The organism is Hirschia baltica ATCC 49814 (assembly GCF_000023785.1).
Lineage (GTDB): Bacteria > Pseudomonadota > Alphaproteobacteria > Caulobacterales > Hyphomonadaceae > Hirschia > Hirschia baltica.
Genome location: NC_012982.1, coordinates 2,998,726 through 3,017,852, shown reverse-complemented (window position 1 = coordinate 3,017,852; position 19,127 = coordinate 2,998,726). Strand labels below are relative to the sequence as shown.

15 protein-coding genes are annotated in these 19,127 nt (G+C 45.3%); 6 read left to right on the top strand and 9 right to left on the bottom strand.

Annotated features, from left to right (window positions below; genetic code table 11):
• Window positions 1–34: 34 nt before the first annotated feature.
• The 3 genes from HBAL_RS13855 to HBAL_RS13845 are packed head-to-tail and all read right to left on the bottom strand — an operon-like array spanning window position 35 to window position 5,820.
• Window positions 35–1,441, bottom strand: coding sequence for an efflux transporter outer membrane subunit (locus HBAL_RS13855; RefSeq protein WP_015828574.1), 1,407 nt, complete (start codon window positions 1,439–1,441; stop codon window positions 35–37).
• Entirely contained in the window at window positions 1,438–4,569 is a 3,132-nt protein-coding gene (locus tag HBAL_RS13850; protein WP_015828573.1) for an efflux RND transporter permease subunit, read from the bottom strand. Before HBAL_RS13850 ends, HBAL_RS13855 begins: the two co-directional genes overlap by 4 nt.
• Before the next feature lie 21 nt (window positions 4,570–4,590).
• Window positions 4,591–5,820, bottom strand: a complete 1,230-nt coding sequence (locus HBAL_RS13845) for an efflux RND transporter periplasmic adaptor subunit (protein ID WP_015828572.1) — start codon at window positions 5,818–5,820, stop codon at window positions 4,591–4,593.
• An 81-nt stretch (window positions 5,821–5,901) separates the two neighbouring features.
• On the opposite strand from HBAL_RS13845, the gene HBAL_RS13840 reads away from it, so the two are divergent.
• Window positions 5,902–6,549, top strand: a complete 648-nt coding sequence (locus tag HBAL_RS13840; protein WP_015828571.1) for a TetR/AcrR family transcriptional regulator — start codon at window positions 5,902–5,904, stop codon at window positions 6,547–6,549.
• A gap of 98 nt (window positions 6,550–6,647) precedes the next feature.
• Here HBAL_RS13840 and HBAL_RS13835 read toward each other — a convergent pair whose 3' ends face one another.
• The 6 genes from HBAL_RS13835 to HBAL_RS13810 form a co-directional block, all read right to left on the bottom strand.
• Window positions 6,648–9,641, bottom strand: coding sequence for a TonB-dependent receptor (locus tag HBAL_RS13835; RefSeq protein ID WP_015828570.1), 2,994 nt, complete (start codon window positions 9,639–9,641; stop codon window positions 6,648–6,650).
• Between the two features lie 510 nt (window positions 9,642–10,151).
• A complete protein-coding gene (locus HBAL_RS13830; RefSeq protein WP_015828569.1) occupies window positions 10,152–10,832 on the bottom strand; it encodes a TetR/AcrR family transcriptional regulator in 681 nt (226 codons plus the stop codon).
• A gap of 209 nt (window positions 10,833–11,041) precedes the next feature.
• On the bottom strand, window positions 11,042–11,404 hold the full coding sequence (locus HBAL_RS13825) for a UrcA family protein (protein ID WP_015828568.1): 363 nt from the start codon (window positions 11,402–11,404) through the stop codon (window positions 11,042–11,044).
• A gap of 462 nt (window positions 11,405–11,866) precedes the next feature.
• Window positions 11,867–13,390, bottom strand: coding sequence for an acetaldehyde dehydrogenase ExaC (gene exaC / locus HBAL_RS13820; protein WP_015828567.1), 1,524 nt, complete (start codon window positions 13,388–13,390; stop codon window positions 11,867–11,869).
• A 136-nt stretch (window positions 13,391–13,526) separates the two neighbouring features.
• On the bottom strand, window positions 13,527–14,498 hold the full coding sequence (locus HBAL_RS13815; protein WP_159098044.1) for a GAF domain-containing protein: 972 nt from the start codon (window positions 14,496–14,498) through the stop codon (window positions 13,527–13,529).
• A gap of 89 nt (window positions 14,499–14,587) precedes the next feature.
• On the bottom strand, window positions 14,588–14,980 hold the full coding sequence (locus HBAL_RS13810; protein WP_015828565.1) for a c-type cytochrome: 393 nt from the start codon (window positions 14,978–14,980) through the stop codon (window positions 14,588–14,590).
• Between the two features lie 588 nt (window positions 14,981–15,568).
• Between HBAL_RS13810 and HBAL_RS16455 the strand changes: the two genes are divergently transcribed.
• From HBAL_RS16455 to HBAL_RS16445, 5 genes are all read left to right on the top strand, one after another.
• Window positions 15,569–16,711: an amine dehydrogenase large subunit gene (locus tag HBAL_RS16455; RefSeq protein WP_015828564.1), complete on the top strand. Its 1,143-nt coding sequence runs from the start codon at window positions 15,569–15,571 to the stop codon at window positions 16,709–16,711.
• Between the two features lie 5 nt (window positions 16,712–16,716).
• The gene (locus HBAL_RS16450; protein WP_015828563.1) at window positions 16,717–17,280 is read left to right on the top strand and encodes a MauE/DoxX family redox-associated membrane protein; all 564 of its coding nucleotides are present in this window, start codon (window positions 16,717–16,719) and stop codon (window positions 17,278–17,280) included.
• Complete coding sequence (locus HBAL_RS13795) at window positions 17,277–17,882, top strand: redoxin family protein (protein WP_015828562.1); 606 nt, start codon at window positions 17,277–17,279, stop codon at window positions 17,880–17,882. Before HBAL_RS16450 ends, HBAL_RS13795 begins: the two co-directional genes overlap by 4 nt.
• Before the next feature lie 121 nt (window positions 17,883–18,003).
• Window positions 18,004–18,543, top strand: coding sequence for a methylamine dehydrogenase light chain (locus tag HBAL_RS13790; protein ID WP_015828560.1), 540 nt, complete (start codon window positions 18,004–18,006; stop codon window positions 18,541–18,543).
• A 2-nt stretch (window positions 18,544–18,545) separates the two neighbouring features.
• Window positions 18,546–19,052 carry a hypothetical protein gene (locus HBAL_RS16445; RefSeq protein ID WP_015828559.1) on the top strand — a complete coding sequence of 169 codons (507 nt, stop codon included), beginning with the start codon at window positions 18,546–18,548 and terminating at the stop codon, window positions 19,050–19,052.
• The last annotated feature ends 75 nt before the right edge of the window (window positions 19,053–19,127 follow it).

Sequence of the window (19,127 nt, the reverse complement as noted above, 5' to 3'; positions counted from 1 at the left end):
GGGAGCTTTTTATTATTGAAATGTATTCGAATTTCTATTCGGAACTTGCCCATCCACCTAAAGCTCTAAAAACTGAAACAGCATTCAAAGCTTTATCAGTTTGGCTAGAGATAAGTGATTGTTGGGCGGCATAGTCATTTCTTTGTGCATCTAGCACAGATAGATAACTATCTATTCCTGTAGAAAAACGGGCATTGGATAACTCCAATGTTAAGTGGTTAGCTTCTACCAGTTTTTCCAAAGCATCCAGACGCTCATCAATAGTATCAGCTAACGCAAGTGCATCAGCTGTTTCTTTGAAGGCTGACTGGATAGCAGATTCATATCCTGCCAATGCAGCTTCTTGTTGAGCTTTGCTGACCTTTAAAGCACTACTGCGTCTGCCGCCATCGAAAATGGGGAGAGATATGCTTGGGCCAATACTCCAGCCGCCTGAAGTCGCTTTTACTAGATCGCTCAAATCTCCGCTAAGATAGCCTACAGATCCTGTCAGAGAAATGGATGGGAAGAAAGCGGCACGTGCTGCTCCAATATTGGCATTTGCAGCTAGAAGTGAGTGTTCCGCTGCCATGATATCTGGGCGACCGAGCAAAACAGAAGAAGACTGAGCAAAAGATAGGTTTTCGGTCGTTGGAGCAGCAGAAAGGTCTGCTTTTTCAACGACATCTTCTGGTAAAGGTGCACCAACTAATAGGCGAAGTGCGTTTACGTTTTGCCGCACAACGGCTTTTAGCCGCGCAGCTTCAGCCCGCGCTGTGTACACACTAGAAGCAGCGCGCTGCACATCAAGTTCATTAGCAACACCAGAATTGAATCGGCGTTGTGTGAGCTCTAAGGATTCTAGCTGACTGTTCGCTGTTTCCTGTGCGAGGTTTAATAGGCGCTGATTGGATGCAAGCGATATCCAACTTTCAGCTACAGACGCCACTAGAAGGATTTTGGCGCTACGTTCACCTTCCGCACTTGAAAGCCAAGTCTGCAATGCAGCTTCACTTAGATTTCCAACTCGATTGAAAAAATCGAGTTCATAGCTAGAAACACCTACAGTGAGTGAATTGCTATCGGAGAAGCTTGATTGTGCAATTGTAGAAGCGTCATTTTCGAATGTATCGCCTTCCGTCACGCTGCTGGCTGCTGTTAAAGAGGGCCATCTTGCTGAGCTTGAAATGCCATATTGTGCGCGTGATGCCCGCACATTTGCTGCAACGACTCGTAAATCACGATTTTCCACCAAAGCAATATCGATAAGCTCTTTTAGTTGGGGGGCAGTGAATACTTTTTCCCATTCTAATAGTTGCGCAGTGTCTTCTTTTTGCTCAATTTCGTGCAAAGCCGTTGGGATGGGCGGAGTGCTTGGATCATATGTTGGAGCCAAGCTCGCACATCCACCAAGAAGGCTAGTACCTGTAACGGCAAGCATTAAGGAGTTTTGTTTGCTCATACTGTTTGACCTTCTGAAGAGAGGGATTTTCCGCCAGTAAGCTTACGAATAACAACATAAAAGAGCGGAGCGAAGAAGATCGCAAACACTGTTGAAGCTATTAGCCCGCCTAGAACGGTCACACCAATAGCGATACGTGCACCGGCACCTGCGCCGGTTGCCAAAGCTAGTGGTAAAACACCAAATCCAAATGCAAGAGATGTCATCAAAATTGGACGCAATCTCATTTTAACGGCTTCCAAAGTTGCTTGGACCAATTCTTTACCCTGTTCTTCAAGTGATTTCGCAAACTCGATGATCAAAATAGCGTTCTTAGAAGCAAGACCAACTGTCGTTAGGATTCCCACTTGGAAGAAAACATCATTTGCAAGACCCGTTAGATGAGCAGCAGCGACCGCACCGGTGATACCAAGTGGAGCAACAAGCAGAACAGCAATAGGAACTGTCCAACTTTCATAAAGAGCAGCAAGACACAGGAAGATGAACAAGACTGACAATATGTAGAGAGAAGTCGCTTGATTGCCAGACTGTTTTTCCTGAGCACTCAAGCCTGACCATGCTATTCCTAAATTTCCAGGAAGTTGATCGACAAGACTTTCCATAGTGTTGAGTGCATCTCCAGAGCTTGTCCCCGGGGTTGCAGCCCCTTGGATATTCAAGGCTGGTAGGCCGTTAAAGCGTTTAAGCTGTGGTGAACCAAAAGCCCATTCTGTTGAGATGATTTCTTCAATAGGAGTTAGCTCGCCCGATGCGTTACGAACGCGCCACTCTCCAAAGTCATCGGGTTGCATACGGTAGGCGGCATCACCTTGCACATAAACGCGCTTAATACGTCCACGGTCGAGGAAGTCATTGACATAAGTTCCACCAAATCCAACTGACATAACATTGGTGACATCGGAGAGCTGAACACCCAAAGATGCTGCTTTCTGATAGTCAATTCCAACATTAAATTGTGGGCTATCTGAGATACCATTTGGTCTCACGCCCATAAGAGTTGGTTCTTGTGCTGCCATGCCCAAAAGTTGCATTTGGGCATTTGTGAGATCAGAACCACCAATACCGGATTTATCTTGAAGATACATATCAAATCCGCTGGCATTACCTAGTTCACGGATAGGGGGAGGGGTGATGGCAAAGATCATGGCCTCAACGTCGCCAGCGAACGCTTGACTTGCTCGACCAGCAATACTCTGCGCGCTATTTGCCGGACCGTGGCGTTCTTCCCAATCTTTTAGAGGAAGGAAAGACATTCCCATGTTTTGTCCAGCTCCTGCAAAGCTGAAACCTGCAACAGTAAAGACACCTTTTAAGTTGTCTCCCTCTTTTTCCATGTAGTATTTTCCAAGGCGGTCCATCACTGCTCTAGTGCGCTCTTGACTGGCGTCAACAGGCAGTTGGGCTAGTGTCATAACCATTCCCTGATCTTCATCTGGAAGAAATGAAGTTGGCAAACTCTTGAAGTTTATCCCTGCAATCGCACTGATAACTATGAATATACCTACAAAGATCCAACGGCGACGGATAACCCGATCAACCATGTGAGTGTATCCGTTTTCCAGTTTGCGGAAACCGGTATTGAACATATCACCTGGTTTGTTGATCCAGTGTTTTGATTTGTTGCCGTGAGTGTTTTTCAGGATTGTTGCACAAAGAGCTGGGGAAAGAACAATCGCAACAATAACAGAAAGTGTCATAGCAGAGACAATCGTAACCGAGAATTGACGGTATATGACGCCAACCGATCCTGGAAAGAAAGCCATGGGGATAAATACGGAAGAAAGTACAACCGCAATACCAATAAGCGCACCAGTGATTTGCTTCATGGATTTACGTGTAGCTTCAATGGGCGATAGGCCATCTTCCTCCATGACGCGCTCTACATTTTCTACGACAACAATCGCATCGTCGACCAAAAGGCCGATGGCTAGCACCATGGCAAACATGGTCAGCACGTTTATTGAATACCCAAACAGCGCGAGAACTGCAAAAGTTCCCAAAAGAACCACCGGAACAGCGATCATAGGTATGAAAGATGCTCTTAGCGATTGTAAGAAGACAAAGATCACTAAGAAAACCAGTACAATGGCCTCAAGCAGGGTGTGTTCAACTGCACTGATAGATTCTTTGATGAAGGGCGTGGCATCGTAGGGAAATACAATTTCGATATCACTTGGGAAGTTTTCACTTAATTCTAGCACGCGTGCCCGAACTAGCTCGGCGGTGTCTAAAGCGTTAGCTCCTGTGGCGAGTGAGACAGCAAATCCAGCGGCAGGCGCTCTGTTAAAGCGTGCTTCAAAAGAATATGTTTCAGCGCCTTTTTCTACACGTGCCACATCTTCTAGGTAAATAGGTGTACCTTCGGTACTCGATCTGATGAGGAGCTTCTTAAAATCATCTGCTGTTGTGAGAAGTGATTGAAGCGTAATTGTTGCTGTGATTTCCTGTCCTTCAACTGAAGGCGATCCACCAATCGAACCAGATGATATTTGCGAGTTTTGTGCTTGAATTGCAGCGATAACATCGCTTGGCATTAACTTGAATTTGTTGAGTTTGTGTGGATCTAGCCAAATGCGCATAGCATATTGAGATCCAAATAATTGTATACTACCAACACCATCTAGTCGGCTAACATCATCAATCAATTGAGTTTTAGCGAAATCACCAAGATCCACAGTGTCGTATGTGCTTTCAGGTGAAGTCAGACCAACAACAAGCAAAAATCCAGATGCAGCTTTATTTACCGTTACACCCTGACGCTGCACTGCATTGGGTAGGAGTGGGGTGGCAAGTGCGAGTTTGTTTTGCACCTGCACTTGTGCAGTGTCAGGGTCTGTTCCTGTTTTGAAGGTAAGCGTGATCGAGCTCGTCCCAGAAGAGCTAGATGTCGACGTCATATAATCAAGGCCATCCAAACCTGTCATCTGTTGCTCAATGGTTTGAGTGACAGAATCTTCAATAGATTTGGCGGATGCCCCGGGGTATGTGGCATTAATAGTGATCGTTGTTGGGGCAATATCTGGATATTGGGCAATAGGGAGGCTGTTTAGCGATAGGGCACCTGCAAGCATGATGACAATCGCTATTACCCACGCAAATACGGGGCGGTCGATAAAGTAACTGGCCATTTTGAAATGTGAGCCTGTGTTTTATTGTTCTTTTAAGGGGGAATTAGATTCGGCGGAGGCAATGGCATTGTTGTCTGGGTTGACCGCTTGAACAGGCATGCCTGATCTAAGCATTAGCAGACCATCAACAATTAAGTTGTCGCCACTATCCAATCCACTTTCAATAATCCAATTGTTTCCAGAAGCGCCTGCAAGGGTAAGCATTCTTGTTTCTGCAAGACCGTTATCATCAACAACCATTGCATAAGGCTCGCCGCGTGGTGTGCGTGACACTGCTGATTGGGGAACTAGAATGACATTATCGCGTTGTCCGGCAGATACTCTGGCTTTAACATACATGCCGGGCATTAGCAGATTATCTGGGTTTGGCACGATCGCACGAAGAATAACTGTTCCTGATGTTTCATCTACACTGATTTCAGAAAATTTCAGTTCACCTGGTGATGAGTGGACGTCACCATTTTCATATACGATGCTTACAGGAATAGCTTTGTTTGCATTTGTTTGAATGCGCCCTGCTTGGACATCTTGTTTATATTTCAAAACTTCAGAACTAGATGTCGCGAGGTCTACATAAATTGGATCAAGTTGGAGAACGCGGGCCAAAGAAGTGGTTTGGTTTTGAGTTACCAGCGCACCTGCTGTCACACTTGATCGTCCAATACGTCCATTGATTGGAGATACAACCTTGGTACGTTTTAGATCTATTTGAGCCTGTGTGAGTGCAGAACGTTTGGCCGCCAAGTCAGCTTCGGCTTGCTTGCGAATAGAAACAACTTCGTCATATTCTTGTTGGCTGACGGCGTTGCTTTTAATAAGTTCCGTGTAGCGGGCCTCATTTTGTTTAGCAATATCAATCGTCGCTTCTGAACGACTTAATTCTGCTTTGGCACTATCGACTCTAGCTACATATTCAGTGTCTTCAATCTGATATAAGGCTTGGCCTTCTTTGACATTAGCACCTTCTTCAAACAGACGCTTTTTTATCAATCCTGTTACTTGTGGACGAATTTCAGCCTCTGCAAAGGCGTGTGTGCGAGCTGGCATTTCTGTTTGGTCTTCAATTGTTTGAGAAGTTACAGAAATTGTTTTTACAGGTTTTGCAGATTGTGCTGGTGTTGGAGCTGCTTCTGCTGTGGAATTGTGACTTTCCTGTCCGCAGCTAGCTACAGCTAGACTGCCCAACGCTAATACCAACACACTGCTAAGTGTCGTTATACGCTTAGTAGGAAAAAAATGTTTCTTAACCATAGGGGAGGGAGCCTTGACTGGTCTGAATTTTATAACATATTGCTTAAATAGTTTGAACGTTCATTCTATTTATGGGAGCTTATGTCTCATTACAATGTTAATAAGTCAAAAATAGTCAAAAAAAATATGAATTTTAATTCTCACTCAGAAGATTGTGGCATTTCTAAGCAAGATCAGCGGAAGGATCAGATACTTGATGCCGCAAGCGCATGCTTTGTCGAGAGCGGCTTTCACAATGCGGGAATGGCTGCAATTGCTAAAAGAGCAGAAATGAGCCCGGGGCACATTTATCATTACTTTGCAAATAAAAGTGATATCATTGCATCCATAGTGGAACGTGAGTTCGTGGCTCGGGAAGAGAAATTTGGAACTTTATTTGATGTTGATGGCGAGCATTTGATTGAAAATTTACTGAGCAAAGTAAATGAAGGTGTGTGTCATAAAACGGACCCGTTTCAATCTATGTTGTCACGTGAAATTTTTGCTGAGACACAACGTAATCCAGATATTGCTGCTATCGTACAAGAATATGAGCAGCGATCACGCGAGAGATTCATTGATAACATAGAAACTAAACTGGGTGTGAAGAATGCAGCGGCAAAAGTCGAGTGTATTTTCGCGTTGTTTAGTGGGCTAGCAATGCGAGTGCCCAGTGATCCGCCGATGGATCGAGAAGCCGTTGTTGAAGTCATGAAAAGTGCAATCAAATTTTTATTATCAGACAAGTAAAACCCTATGGTGGCTTAGTGCTGAACCCATAAAAAAGCCTCACTTGTTTAACGGTGAGGCTTTTTCATTTAAGTTATATTTGATTTTGCAAGTTTATTTTAGAAGTTGTAGTTTGCACCAAATGTAATCCGACGGTCTGTAAGGCCTTGGTAGCAAAGTAGGGCACCTTCATTCACACATGATTGTGAAACTTCAGATTCAGTAAGGTTTACAGCTTCAATACCAATGTTCAGCTTTTCGGTGACATCGTAATTTATGCTTGCGTTAAGTTGACCTCTAGCCTCTTGAATAACTGGGAAGCCCCAAGGGTAGCTTGATGTGCTACCGAAGTCTTCTGAACGGTATGCATCGCGCCAAGTGTAACGCGCTCTAGCTGATAGGCCATATTTTTCATAATAGAGGGTCGCGTTGTAAGCATTTTCTGACAGGTCGATTTCAGATACTGAAAGCTCAACATTGGTTGCCCCATTTGATGCAAATACTGTTTCAGCGCGAGAAGTTGGTTCCCACACTTCTTCACCACCGGAGAATTCTTGGTGTGTGAAGTTGGCGAGAACACCAAAGCCAGATGCCCAACCGATTGTGTCTTCAAAACTGGACAGGTCGTATTGGAATGCTAGTTCAATACCTGACAGTGTGTTTTCTCCAGCACCATTGATTTTTTGCGATGAAGGAACACACACACCCCGACCGACAGGTCCAAATACGTTGATATCTGCAATTGGGTTGAAGATACCCCCTTGCTCACAATCAGGGCCAATAATGTCGCGGAAGCCAGTTACAGGGTCTTCATATGGTGACTCATTTTGGTCAACAAATAGGCCAGTACGAGTTTTGTGGAAGTAGCCTACGCTCAAGACGGCAGAGGGGGCAAAATACCATTCTGCAGCAATGTCGAATGATTCAACCTCTTCAGGTACCAAGTTGGGGTTACCAAGGTTAACCGCAGGGTTTGGGCTTGTGCTAAATGTGTAAGATGTTGAAAGGTCGTCAAAGTCTGGACGTCTGATATCTTTACCGTATCCAGCACGAATGATGAAGTTTTCAGCGACATTGGCTGCCATGTTTACTCTTGGTAGGACGAACTGATAATCACCTTTGGTTGTTGTCGGGGTTGCGACGCCGTCTAGAATTGCGTTCCCTTTAGATATCACTTCGGTTTCTAGATAACGTAGACCGGCATTACCGCGGAAAATCCCGTGCTCAAAATTTACTTGTCCATAAATTGAGTGAGTTTTTTCTTCAATATCAAAGAAAGCACTCTGGCTTGAGGTTGGTGAACTGATTGGAGCACGAGTTGCGCCCGTAATTGCATTGTTTGCTGCGATTGCAGCATTCAAAGCATCAAGGACTGCTTGTGGATCAGATCCGGCGAGCTCTGGGTCGACCTGAAGGAAGTCACCAACGAAGAATTCACGCCCATCAGCAGCATTAAAATTATCGGGTCCTGGTACTAGAATGTCCGCAAACAGATCACCTGTTGGGCTTTCGGCAAGTGTTCTTAGGCCAACACTTGCTGTGATTTCGTCTCTCAAGCTGGTTGTTTGGTTGTAGCGATATCCAGCATCAACAGAGGTAATGAAGATATTGTTTTCGCTCATATCATAAGAGAAATCAGCACGGAACGCGTCCTCTGAGTTCTCGGCTTTGTTTTGTGAAATGTTCACGTCACGCAATACAATGTTTGCTGGATCGAGCAATTGGGCCGTTGTCGGTCCGCCTGCTGCATCTTGGGCGATACGCCATGTCAGAGCGCCACCTGTTAAGTCATACTCAAACGGAGTGCCGTTTTCGTTAGATGAGTTGGTGGGCGCATTCGGGTTGATAAAGTTTAGCGTTGTGCTGAAGTCTGGGCTTGTTGTATCTGAGTTTGAAGTTGCGATTTCAACGCGACCTGAGAGGTTGCCGCGGTTCCAATCGGTTCCCAATCTAAATATTTGGCTTTCTGTTAGGCGAGACCCTGTGTCTCCAGAAAAGCGTAAGTTGCCGTCACTACCATCGGATTGTATTGGAATAACACCTTTTAGCGCCGCTTCAACACTACCTAAATTTTGACCGTTCAAGGATCCAAAATCAACAGTTTCAAATTCAGATGGAACAGACACGCCCGCTAGGTCTGATATACCCGACGCTTGAATACGTGAGCTTTCTTGTCTGCGTTCTTGGTCATTGAGAATTGAATCAAAGTAGAATTTCAAATTGTCATTAGGTGCATACTCAAACGCCCCTGCAAAGTTGGTCGTTTGTGATTCATAATTGTCATAATCTTGAATCAAGAACTGAATTGGTAAAAAGTCGAATGCTTGCGCATTGGCAGTTCCGCCGTCTGATGCCACCAGATTATCGCGGTCAACTCTCGGGCGGAAAGCAGTCGCATCTTGTTCAGCATAGCTTAAGCTAACAACTGCACCAAAATCACCGACAGATGTTGACCAATTGTCTCCATAAGTTCCCGATACACGAGGTGTAATACCGTCCGTCGTTAGGCTGCTGTCTTCACCTTGAATGCGAATGCTGGCTACACGATCGTTTAGGTCGAGAGGACGGATTGTGCGGAGGTTGATTGTACCCCCCACAGAGCCTTCGATGGTTTTTGCTTCTGATGATTTGGTTACTTCAACAGCGGCGATCATGGCGGCTGGGACGTCTTCGAAACTAATACCGCTACGGCCTGAACCTGAGCCTACGGTAGAAACACCATTAATTTCTGTACGGTTTGCGTTTGTACCACGGATCTGAACCCCCGTACCAACACCAGCAGTACGTGTAATTTGTACACCTGTGACGTTTTCTAGAACTTCAGCAAGGTTTTGATCTGGAAGTTTACCAATGTCTTCTGCGTTGATGACTTCGATTAAACTGTCAGCGGTGCGTTTTTCTTCCAGAGCTGTCGCAAGTGACTGGCGGATACCTGTCACAACGATTGTGTCTAGTCTATTAGTGTCGTCTGCAGCAGCTTCTGCGGGGGCTTCTGTGCTTTCTTGTGCGATGGTGGGTGATGCGAAAGAAAAGGCGGCGCTGGCAAGTAGTGCTGCGCGCCAGAAGTGGCGTGGCCTTGCGGAATTAGATTCATCTTGTCTGTGTGTAGGCATTCTATTTTCCCTCCCAGGAACTGATTAGTGGCGTCGTCTTATGCGAGGCGCTCTCTAAGGTGTTATCTTCATCTCGAAGCAAGAAAGAGTCAACCAATTAAAAGGATCAATATACCTGTATTGGTAGGACCAATTGGTAAAAAGTTGAGGTATGTGTTGAAAAAGACACAAATATATAATGCTGGTTTGTTTTTTGTAGGAGGGGGTGACGCTTTATATATAAATTGGTTTTCAAATAGGTAGTATCTTTTGGTTGGGTTTGTATGTGTGGTGTGTTGGGCGTTTGGTGTTGTGGATTGAATGGAAAGTAGGACTGATAATTTTTTAGAAAAATGGTCGCAACACAGATGCGGTAGTGTGGAGCGGTGGTGCGGTAGTGTGTGCGCAGTGTTAAACTAGTGTTGAGATAATGCGTAAATAGTGTGGATAGGGTGCAGCATTCATTGCGCCCGCGCTTATGAGGCGGGTGAGTGGTACTTGTTTGTAAATTAAATCAGCACCTGGGAGCGGCTAGGGCGTCGTTTCAAGCAATTCTTGTAACGACTGGGCCTCTATCTCTTCATCGTTTAATCTTTGAGCGAGATGTACAAATTGCTGGGATGCAAAGTTTGCCATAGTTACCCGAGCTTGAGAGAACTCTTTCTTATAGCCGATGAAAGGTGTCATGCCTTCGATCGATGCTGATATGAAGAGGCTTAGTAATTGGCAGCTTTTTTTTGAAAGATTTGGATTTATTTTTTCAATAAGCCGAGCAATTAAACTGCGGGCTCTAGAATATATTCGGTCCATGTTTTCGGCGACATAAGCATCATGATTGGAGAGTGCCCATATTTCGGGAAAAAACAGTGTTGTTTCTTTTTCTCCCAAATCAAGAATGAGCTGTTCCAACACTTTTTGCATTTTATCTTCGTCGGTAAGGCTTTCATCTGTAATAATTTTGTCGAGGGCACCTTGATATGCCTCGGAAACGGCATCCATCATGTCGTGAAGGATCGCTTCTTTGGTTTTATAATAATATGTGATGTTGCCGAGGGAGATACCTGCTTGTTTTGCGATATTGCGCATTGTGAAGCCGGAATACCCTTTTTCAGTAAGTGTATGCAAGGCAGCTTCAAGGATGGCAACAATGCGGTCCGCACCCTTTTTGGAGTTTGCTTTGACGTGCCGTGCCTGTGGGTTGATTTGGTACACGGTTTGGCTGGCCTTTCTGCTAAGAACGCATCTGATTTTGCAGAGCTGAATTAGTTGTCCGAACAGAAGCAGAAGTGCGCTAAGATTAGAGGTGAAGACCTCAAGCGCGCTTCAATGTGCGGCAGCCCACCCGCATACACAATGAATTATACTACAGTGCGTATGCGGATTTGTCGGCAGGTAAAAGTGAAGTTTTGTAAATTTTTAATTTAAAGGGAGGCTGTTTGGACGCTTGACGGAGCGTGACGTGCCGTTAATTGCGTGTTGTCGATAGCCTTAACTGTTTCATTCACGAGTGAAGATATGCAGTCTGCGTGTTTGGCGCGAGCTTTGTTTTTTGTCAAAACTTCACCGCGATCCATGCATGAGTTCAGCGCTTTGTCGGAAATTTCTTGATAAACTTCGTCAACTTTTGCTGCGCTAGATAGGTCGGCTTTGTTGATGTTGATGGTCAAAATTGCTTCTGATGTTGTTTTGGGTTGAAATAAGCCATCGGCAAAAGCGGGGGTGCTAAAGATTGTTCCGCAGGCGACAAGCGCGCCGAACAAAGCGGGAGAAAATGTATTTTTCATGAGCGTTTCCTCGTTGTTATATTTGAGAGCATGATCTCAGCAAAAAGTAGAAATATCAAGCAAAATCATTGATTTTGCGCGCTCTACGGGCATTTTATAGGACAAATGTCTAATTTTTATGCGTTTTAATTGAATAATTTATGGGAGGTGGGGTGGATTTTATGTGGTTTTGAGGTTGGGCAAATGAAAAATGGTTGCCATCCGCCTGCCAAGAAATGGTCGCGTAATTCGGCTTTATCGAGGAGGGGTGAGAAATTGTACACATATTGAGAATGTGAGGAGGAGTGATTTTGTGCGGATTTAAATGAAAAGAATGGCAACAATCATGTGCGGGGTGAACTATGAGATTACCGACAAGAGCGGGATTGCTAATCGCCAAACAGAAAAGGCGCGAACATCCGTTTGAAACAAGTGTTCGCGCCTCTTATTGTTATCTAGCTTAGATGAGTTTCAATTAGAGCTTTAGAAGAACCCCAATTTGTTTGGATTATAGCTGACCAGCATATTTTTGGTCTGCTGATAATGATCGAGCATCATTTTGTGGTTTTCGCGACCAATTCCAGACTGTTTGTATCCGCCAAATGCCGCATGAGCAGGGTAGGCGTGATAATTATTGACCCAAACGCGTCCAGCTTGAATTGCGCGACCAAAGCGATAACAAGTGTTCATATCGCGAGACCAAACGCCTGCACCCAAGCCATACATGGTGTCGTTTGCCAGTGCTAAAGCTTCTTCAGATGTTTTGAAAGTTGTCACTGAAACGACAGGTCCAAAGATTTCTTCTTGGAAGACACGCATTTTGTTGTGTCCCTTTAACACGGTTGGTTGAATATAATATCCGCTTGCCAGTTCGCCGTCCATTTGTGCGGCTGCTCCACCAGCAAGCACTTGAGCGCCTTCTTCGACGCCAATCTTGAGATAAGAAAGAATTTTCTCCTGTTGCTCGGCGCTTGCTTGTGCACCGACCATTGTTGACATGTCGCGTGGGTCGCCTTGCTTGATTGCCTTTACGCGTTGAATGGCGCGTTCAATGAATGCCTCATAAATATCTTCATGGATGAGTGCGCGGCTAGGGGATGTACATACTTCTCCCTGATTGAATGCGAACAACACAAAACCTTCTATCGCTTTATCAAGAAAAGCGTCGTCTTTACGCATCACATCTGGGAAGAAGATGTTTGGGGACTTGCCGCCAAGTTCTAAAGTCACCGGAATAAGATTTTCGGTGGCATATTGCATAATCATTTTACCGGTTTGGGTTGAGCCGGTGAAAGCAATCTTTGCAATTCTAGGGGATTTGGCGAGGGGAGCACCAACTTCGGCTCCATATCCATTAACGACGTTTAAAACACCGGCGGGTAATAAGTCTGCGATAATTTCAACCAACACCATTATTGCGGCGGGTGTCTGTTCGGCGGGTTTTATGACAACGCAGTTTCCAGCGGCAAGTGCGGGAGCAAGTTTCCATGCTGCCATAAGAATAGAAAAATTCCAGGGAATGATTTGACCAACGACGCCAAGTGGTTCGTGATAATGATAGGCGATTGTATCCTTGTCGATTTCGGACATATTGCCCTCTTGTCCACGCAAGACACCTGCGAAATATCGAAAATGGTCTGCTGACAAAGGAATATCTGCAGCTGTCGTTTCGCGAATTGGTTTCCCATTATCCCATGTTTCTGCTTTGGCGATGAGGGCGAGATTTTCCTCAATACGATCGGCAATTTTTAGAAGAATGTTTGAGCGGTCAGTTGGTGATGTTGCGCCCCATCCGTGCTTTGCCTTGTGCGCAGCATTAAGCGCTAATTCTACATCGGCACCATCTGAGCGCGCAATTTGGCACACGACTTGTCCTGTAATGGGCGTCACATTGTCGAAATATCGACCATTTACAGGTGGCGTGAATTGGCCGCCAATATAGTTTTCATATTTTGTTTTGAAGGGTGACGTTGTGTCGATTGCTTGTATTTCTGCTGTGTCAGCCATGGTGTTTCCTCAACTATTTTTCCGCCCAGTTTTCGGTGCGGTTTGAGGGGTATATTTATGGATGAAGCAAAGAATGTCGTGGCTGAAAAATAGATTGAGACACAAGAGTGTCTCTATATCGAGACGCTTTTGGAAGCTATTTGCATTTTAGGCCAAGTTTGGTGGCGCGTCTGTATATTGTGGCCCGGCTGACCCCCAATTCGCGCGCAGCAGCCGTCATATTTCCATTCACTTTTGCTAGAACTCGGCGCAGCTCGCGCCGTTCTGCACTTTCAAATCCTGTTCCGCGAGATTCCATGTCGCCAACGATCTCTGCCGCAGAGATAGGAGAAATGTCTCCTGCGGGAGATAAGCCATATTGGCGGCGTGCGGCACGCGTTGCGCCGACCACTATGTCATACGCATCAACAGCCAGAAGGCTGGCAGGGTTTGCTTGGTCTGAGTGTCCGCGAATAATGCGCGCATCAGCAAATTCATCACAAAAATAGCTGAGTTCGATTTGGGTTGTCGCTTCGGATAGGGCTTGTGATATTAGCGCATTTAGTCCGGCGTCTATTTCATCTCGGCAGGATGTTACATCCAGTACGCCAAGTAACTCACCCTTAGAAGCAAATACGGGCGCGCCAAAACAGCTTAGGCCTATATGATTGGTTTTGAAGTGCTGATCTTTTAGGATTGTCGTTGATGTTTTTTCAGCGAGGCAAGTTCCAATTCCATTTGTACCTTGATATTGCTCGGACCAATCGGCGCCAATCGAAAAGCCTGATTTTTCAAAACTTTCTTCATCTGTCGCGCATTGTCGTTGCTGTAAGATAACGCCATTAGAATCGCACAAGACTGTGCTGAATCCAGATAATTTAACGGTTGAGAATAGGCGGTCCAATATAGGCTCTGCGACCTTCATCATGCGCCCTGAGCGCTCTGTTGCGTTTGCAAACTCTATTGAATCGCAGATTCGGCTTGTTTGATGAGAATCAGGAGCCAGATGAAAAGTTTTGTATGAGCGCACCCAAGAGGCAGCGAGCACTGATTTTGCGGCAGCACTATCTGTGGAGACTATCTCCAGCACACGGTCAGAGTGCTCTTTCTTTGTTTGGTCAAAGCTCAACACCATGTTTCTTATTATCATGCTTTGAGCAGGACGTCACTTTGGAGGAAAGTAGAATAGCCTCGTTGTGTGGGGTGTTTGAATTGGGCCTATTTCAGCGTTTCAAGATAGGCGATTAGGTCGGCTCTTTTTTCTTCTGACTTTTGGCCAACAAATGCCATGCTCGTGCGTGGTACAGCTTTGCGGGGCGATGCTAGGAATTCATCCAGAGTTTGTGCATCCCATGTGAGGCCTGCTTCTTTCATGGCGGGTGAGTAGCGAAATCCTTCTGAGCTAGCTGATTTGCTGCCGACAATACCAAAAAGAGATGGGCCCATTTTTGTCTTGGCGGGTTCTACATAATGACAGACAGCACATTGGAGTTTGAACAGCTTCTCACCTTTTTCTACATCGGCGTGTGCGACAGAAAGGGTGGGAGCAAATGTTGCTAATGTGCATGTTGCTAAAACGAAGCTGATTTTGGGCAGAGTGGGGATTCTCATAATATGTCTCTAATATTGTGGCCGAATGTTTGGGCGGTTTTGTGTCTGTATCTGTGGTATTTTAATTCCTCTTCTTGTTGAAGGTGGTGAGCAAAAACGCGTTTGTTTCTGGCTGTAATTGCTTTAAATTTAATCATGCTTCAAATATTATAGTACAATCGTACGATATTTGTGGGGTAAAATACGTATTGCTATCTTGAGTGCCTTTAGAGGCGCGGATTAATTAGGCGGATTTTTCAACCTGAAGCATACGTTTTAACCATATTGATGTACCGGCTTCAGTATTTGGTCTGTTTTATGGGCAGATTTTGAGCGTTTCTATGGCACTCGAATAACTTTTGAGCAGAGAAATTTAATTTTTAGTACGATTGTCAAAATATATTGAAATTGCTGTCTTAAACAAATTGTACTTGATGGGGAGACCTGAAAATACAATCTTGTTCAGAGTAGATTACATTATTTTGTAAGTATTCATAAAACTCAATTCCGTGTGAATTGAGACCGGGGAAGATTTGTTCAAGTTATCGTTTTTAGTAAAGCGGATGTGTATTCGCTCTAATATTTGTCAAAAGACGGGGATACTGGATAATGTCATTGAAATCGTGCGCACTGGGTGCTTTAATATTTCTAGCTTCGCCTGTCGGGTTTGCGCAGGAACCTATCGCGCCTGAAGAGCTAACAGTTGAAAAAGAGATTCCAGACGGCGAAAATGTATACGTATTGTCGAGTTCATGGGCTGGTGCCTCATCAGTCTTAGTGCTTTCTGCGGATGACCTTTCTTATAAAGGGAATATCCCTGCTGGCTTAACGCCACAAGTTGCAATGCTTCCAGGAAATGAAGAGGGATACATCGTATCCGCATTTGCTGAACGCATGATGTATGGACCTGTGTCGGCATATTTACAGAAGTTTGACGTTAAAACACTGGCATTCGAGCAAGAAGTTGAAATGCTTCCTCGCATGGCTCAGGTGGCTGCGCAGGTGACTGTTTTGGCTTTGTCTTCTGATGGAAAATGGGCGTTTGTACAGAATGCAACACCGGCAACATCTGTTAGTGTTGTTAAATTGAGTTCTGGCGAAGTCGTTGATGAAATTCCCAACCCTGGTTGCTGGGGTATCTATCCATCTACAAGCGGCAGCAAATATTCAACACTTTGTGGTGACGGCGCAATGGTCACTTATGTGATCGGTTCTGACGGAAAATTCCTAAGACAAAAAGCAAGTGAGCCCATCTTTGATGTGGAAACAAAACCCTTATTTTCAAATGCGCAACGCGATGGCATCAATCTTATGTTCATTTCCTATGATGGGTCAGTTGTCACTGTCTCTGATGAGGGGACGGAAGCTGTTCTGCGTGATGAGTGGAAATTCAATGAAGGTATAGAGGGAAACTGGGCACCGGGTGGTTATGAGCTATCTGCCTTTAACGAACCCAATGGCATTTTGTTCGTCTTGATGCATTCAGATGCCAAAGACGGAAGTCACAAAAATGGTGCTGAGGAAATGTGGGCTTTGGACATCAAGAACAAGAAAGTTCTTTATCGTTCCGCTGTCGAGCACATTGTTAATATCAGCGTGAACCAAGCGAAAGATAAGCCATTGGTTTTCGGAACAGACTCTCATGATAGTGGTCTGTATAAATACGAAGTTGATCCTGAAGCAAAATTTGCTGCCAAACTTACTGCCGAATTCGACTTAAAAGGTGTGGGTTATCTGGTAGCTGAGAAGTAATCGAGATGACTGAGTTTGTTCGATATTCAATTGCTTTGGCGGTCGGTTTTACAAGTTTGCTATTTTTGCATGCTGCCTACGTTAAATTCGCCGAAGCAGGACGGTTTGAAGGAGTGTTGGCAGCTTACCGCCTAATTCCTGAGACGTTTCAGAGACCAATGTCCATCGCGATACCATGGGCGGAATTAGTGACAGCAGGTTTATTGATTTTGCCTTGGACGCAGAATGTAGGCGGCGTGTTTGCATTTGGTTTGCTGTCTATCTATGCGGCTGCAATTGCAATCAATCTAATTCGCCAAAATGTCGTTATTGATTGTGGCTGTGGCGACGAACCAGAACCTTTAAGTTGGGCTTTGGTCGTTAGAAATAGCGTGTTGTGCTTGCTTATGGTTGGTGCGGCGCTGGGAATGGGACAGTTGAACGGGGCTGTCGAAATGACTGTCATCGGGACGTTATCCCTTCTCGTGGCAGTGTTCTTTTTCATGTCCCAGAAGGCTTTTGCCAACGTTAATCGTATGCGCAACACGCTGTCTTCGAGGACGCAAGCAACTATAGGGGGCATGTCATGAGTCTTACTCTTTTCGCTATTTTGACTCTTTGGGTGGTCGTGTTGGCTATTGTGGTCATGATGTGGGTTATGTTGCGTCAAATCGGCGTGCTGTATGAGCGTGTCTCTCCTGTTGGGGCCCTTATGGATAGTTCTGGTCCTGAAGTTGGGGCACCCAGTCCACTATTCTCTATTCAGAACCTAAACGGGCCTGACAATGTAATGATTGGTGCAGAAGGCGACAAAGCTAAGCTTGTTTTCTTTTTGTCTCCAACATGTCCGGTGTGTAAGCAGCTTCTACCAGTATTGGCGGGTATTCGTTCTGAAGAAGGTGATCGCGTTGATGTTGTTTTTGCCAGTGATGGGGATGCCAATAAGCATCGTGAATTTATCGCTAAAAACAGGCTCAAGGATTATCCATACGTGTTGTCGGCTGATCTAGGTATGGGCTACCGCGTTCAACGTCTTCCATTCGCTGTTGTCATTGATGCTGAAGGTATCGTTCGGGCGAAAGGTCTCGTCAATAATCGCGAGCAATTAGAAAGTCTTTTCAATGCCTTAGAACGAGGAGTGCCATCCGTTCAGGAATTGGTGGCGATCCGTGAAATGGAGGCTGTTGGATGAAAGTGACAATGGTTTTGGTGCCGCATGCGCCAGAAAGTAATCGTTATGCCCTTGGGCAATTTTCGATGAGACGAATTCAAGAGTGTTTTGGCAATGTGCCGAATTGGCGGGAGAGTGAAGTATGCTGACTATATTTGATAAAATCGGGCGTCTGCTCGACAGTTCGGTAGAACAAAGTGCGCGTAGTAGTGCGCGTTTGCATGGCCGTCGTAGTGCGTTGGCCAAAATTGGTGGCTTTGTAGCAGGTGGTTTAGTTATCAGCGTATTGCCATTTGATCGAGCATGGGGAAGCCCGACACCGGTTGAAAAAGAAGGTGATGGCGACGACACATCATGTGATTACTGGCGTTATTGTGCCCTTGATGGAAACCTCTGTACGACAATGGGTGGTTCGACAACAAGTTGTCCTGTTGGGGCTGAGGCGTCAGAAGTTTCTTGGGTAGGAACTTGTCATAATCCGGGTGATGAACGCGACTATCTCGTCTCTTACTATGATTGTTGTGGGAAAACGGGCTATTCTGAAGCTCAATTCTGTCTTCGCAGTGAAGGTGAACGTCCCGCATATTCTATGGGACTACACAATGACATTAATTGGTGCATGGCGAACGCGAACAAAGGCTATCACTGTACAGTGGCGCTTATTGTTGGGGTTGCTGAGTAGATATGCGTAGATCGTTTCTTGCTATTCTTGGTGCGTGTGCAGGGTTGAGTGTGTCATCTCTCCCTGCGTTCGCTGAAGAAGCCAATAGTGCTTATGTGCAGTCTGAAAACAAAGTGGTTGCAGAAATGAAATCACCACGGTCGCTATTTTTGTTGCGATGTTCAGGGTGTCATCAGGCCAGTGGTGGAGGGTCGCTGGGCGGGGGCGTACCTCAATTTCAAGGATATCTTGGACCGATGGCCAATGATCCTGAAGGTCGGGTTTATATTGCGCATGTGCCGGGTGTGGTTTCGGCCCGTCTGAATGATGGGCAATTGGTCGATGTATTAAATTATCTGATCGATGAGTGGGGTGAAGATACTCAAGGGGATCGCCCCCCGCATTTTACCGTTGAAGAATTGCAAGCTTTGAAATCTGTGCCGGTGAATAACATCGTTGAATATCGCAGAGCAGTTGTGGCGCGCCTTGCTGAGCAAGGTCACCCCGTTGCTGATTATCCTTGGCCCTAATTGCAAGGGGTGAGCTGTTTTGAAGTGTAGAGTGAAGAAAAACATATGAAATCAACAATGAATTGGTTTCTACCT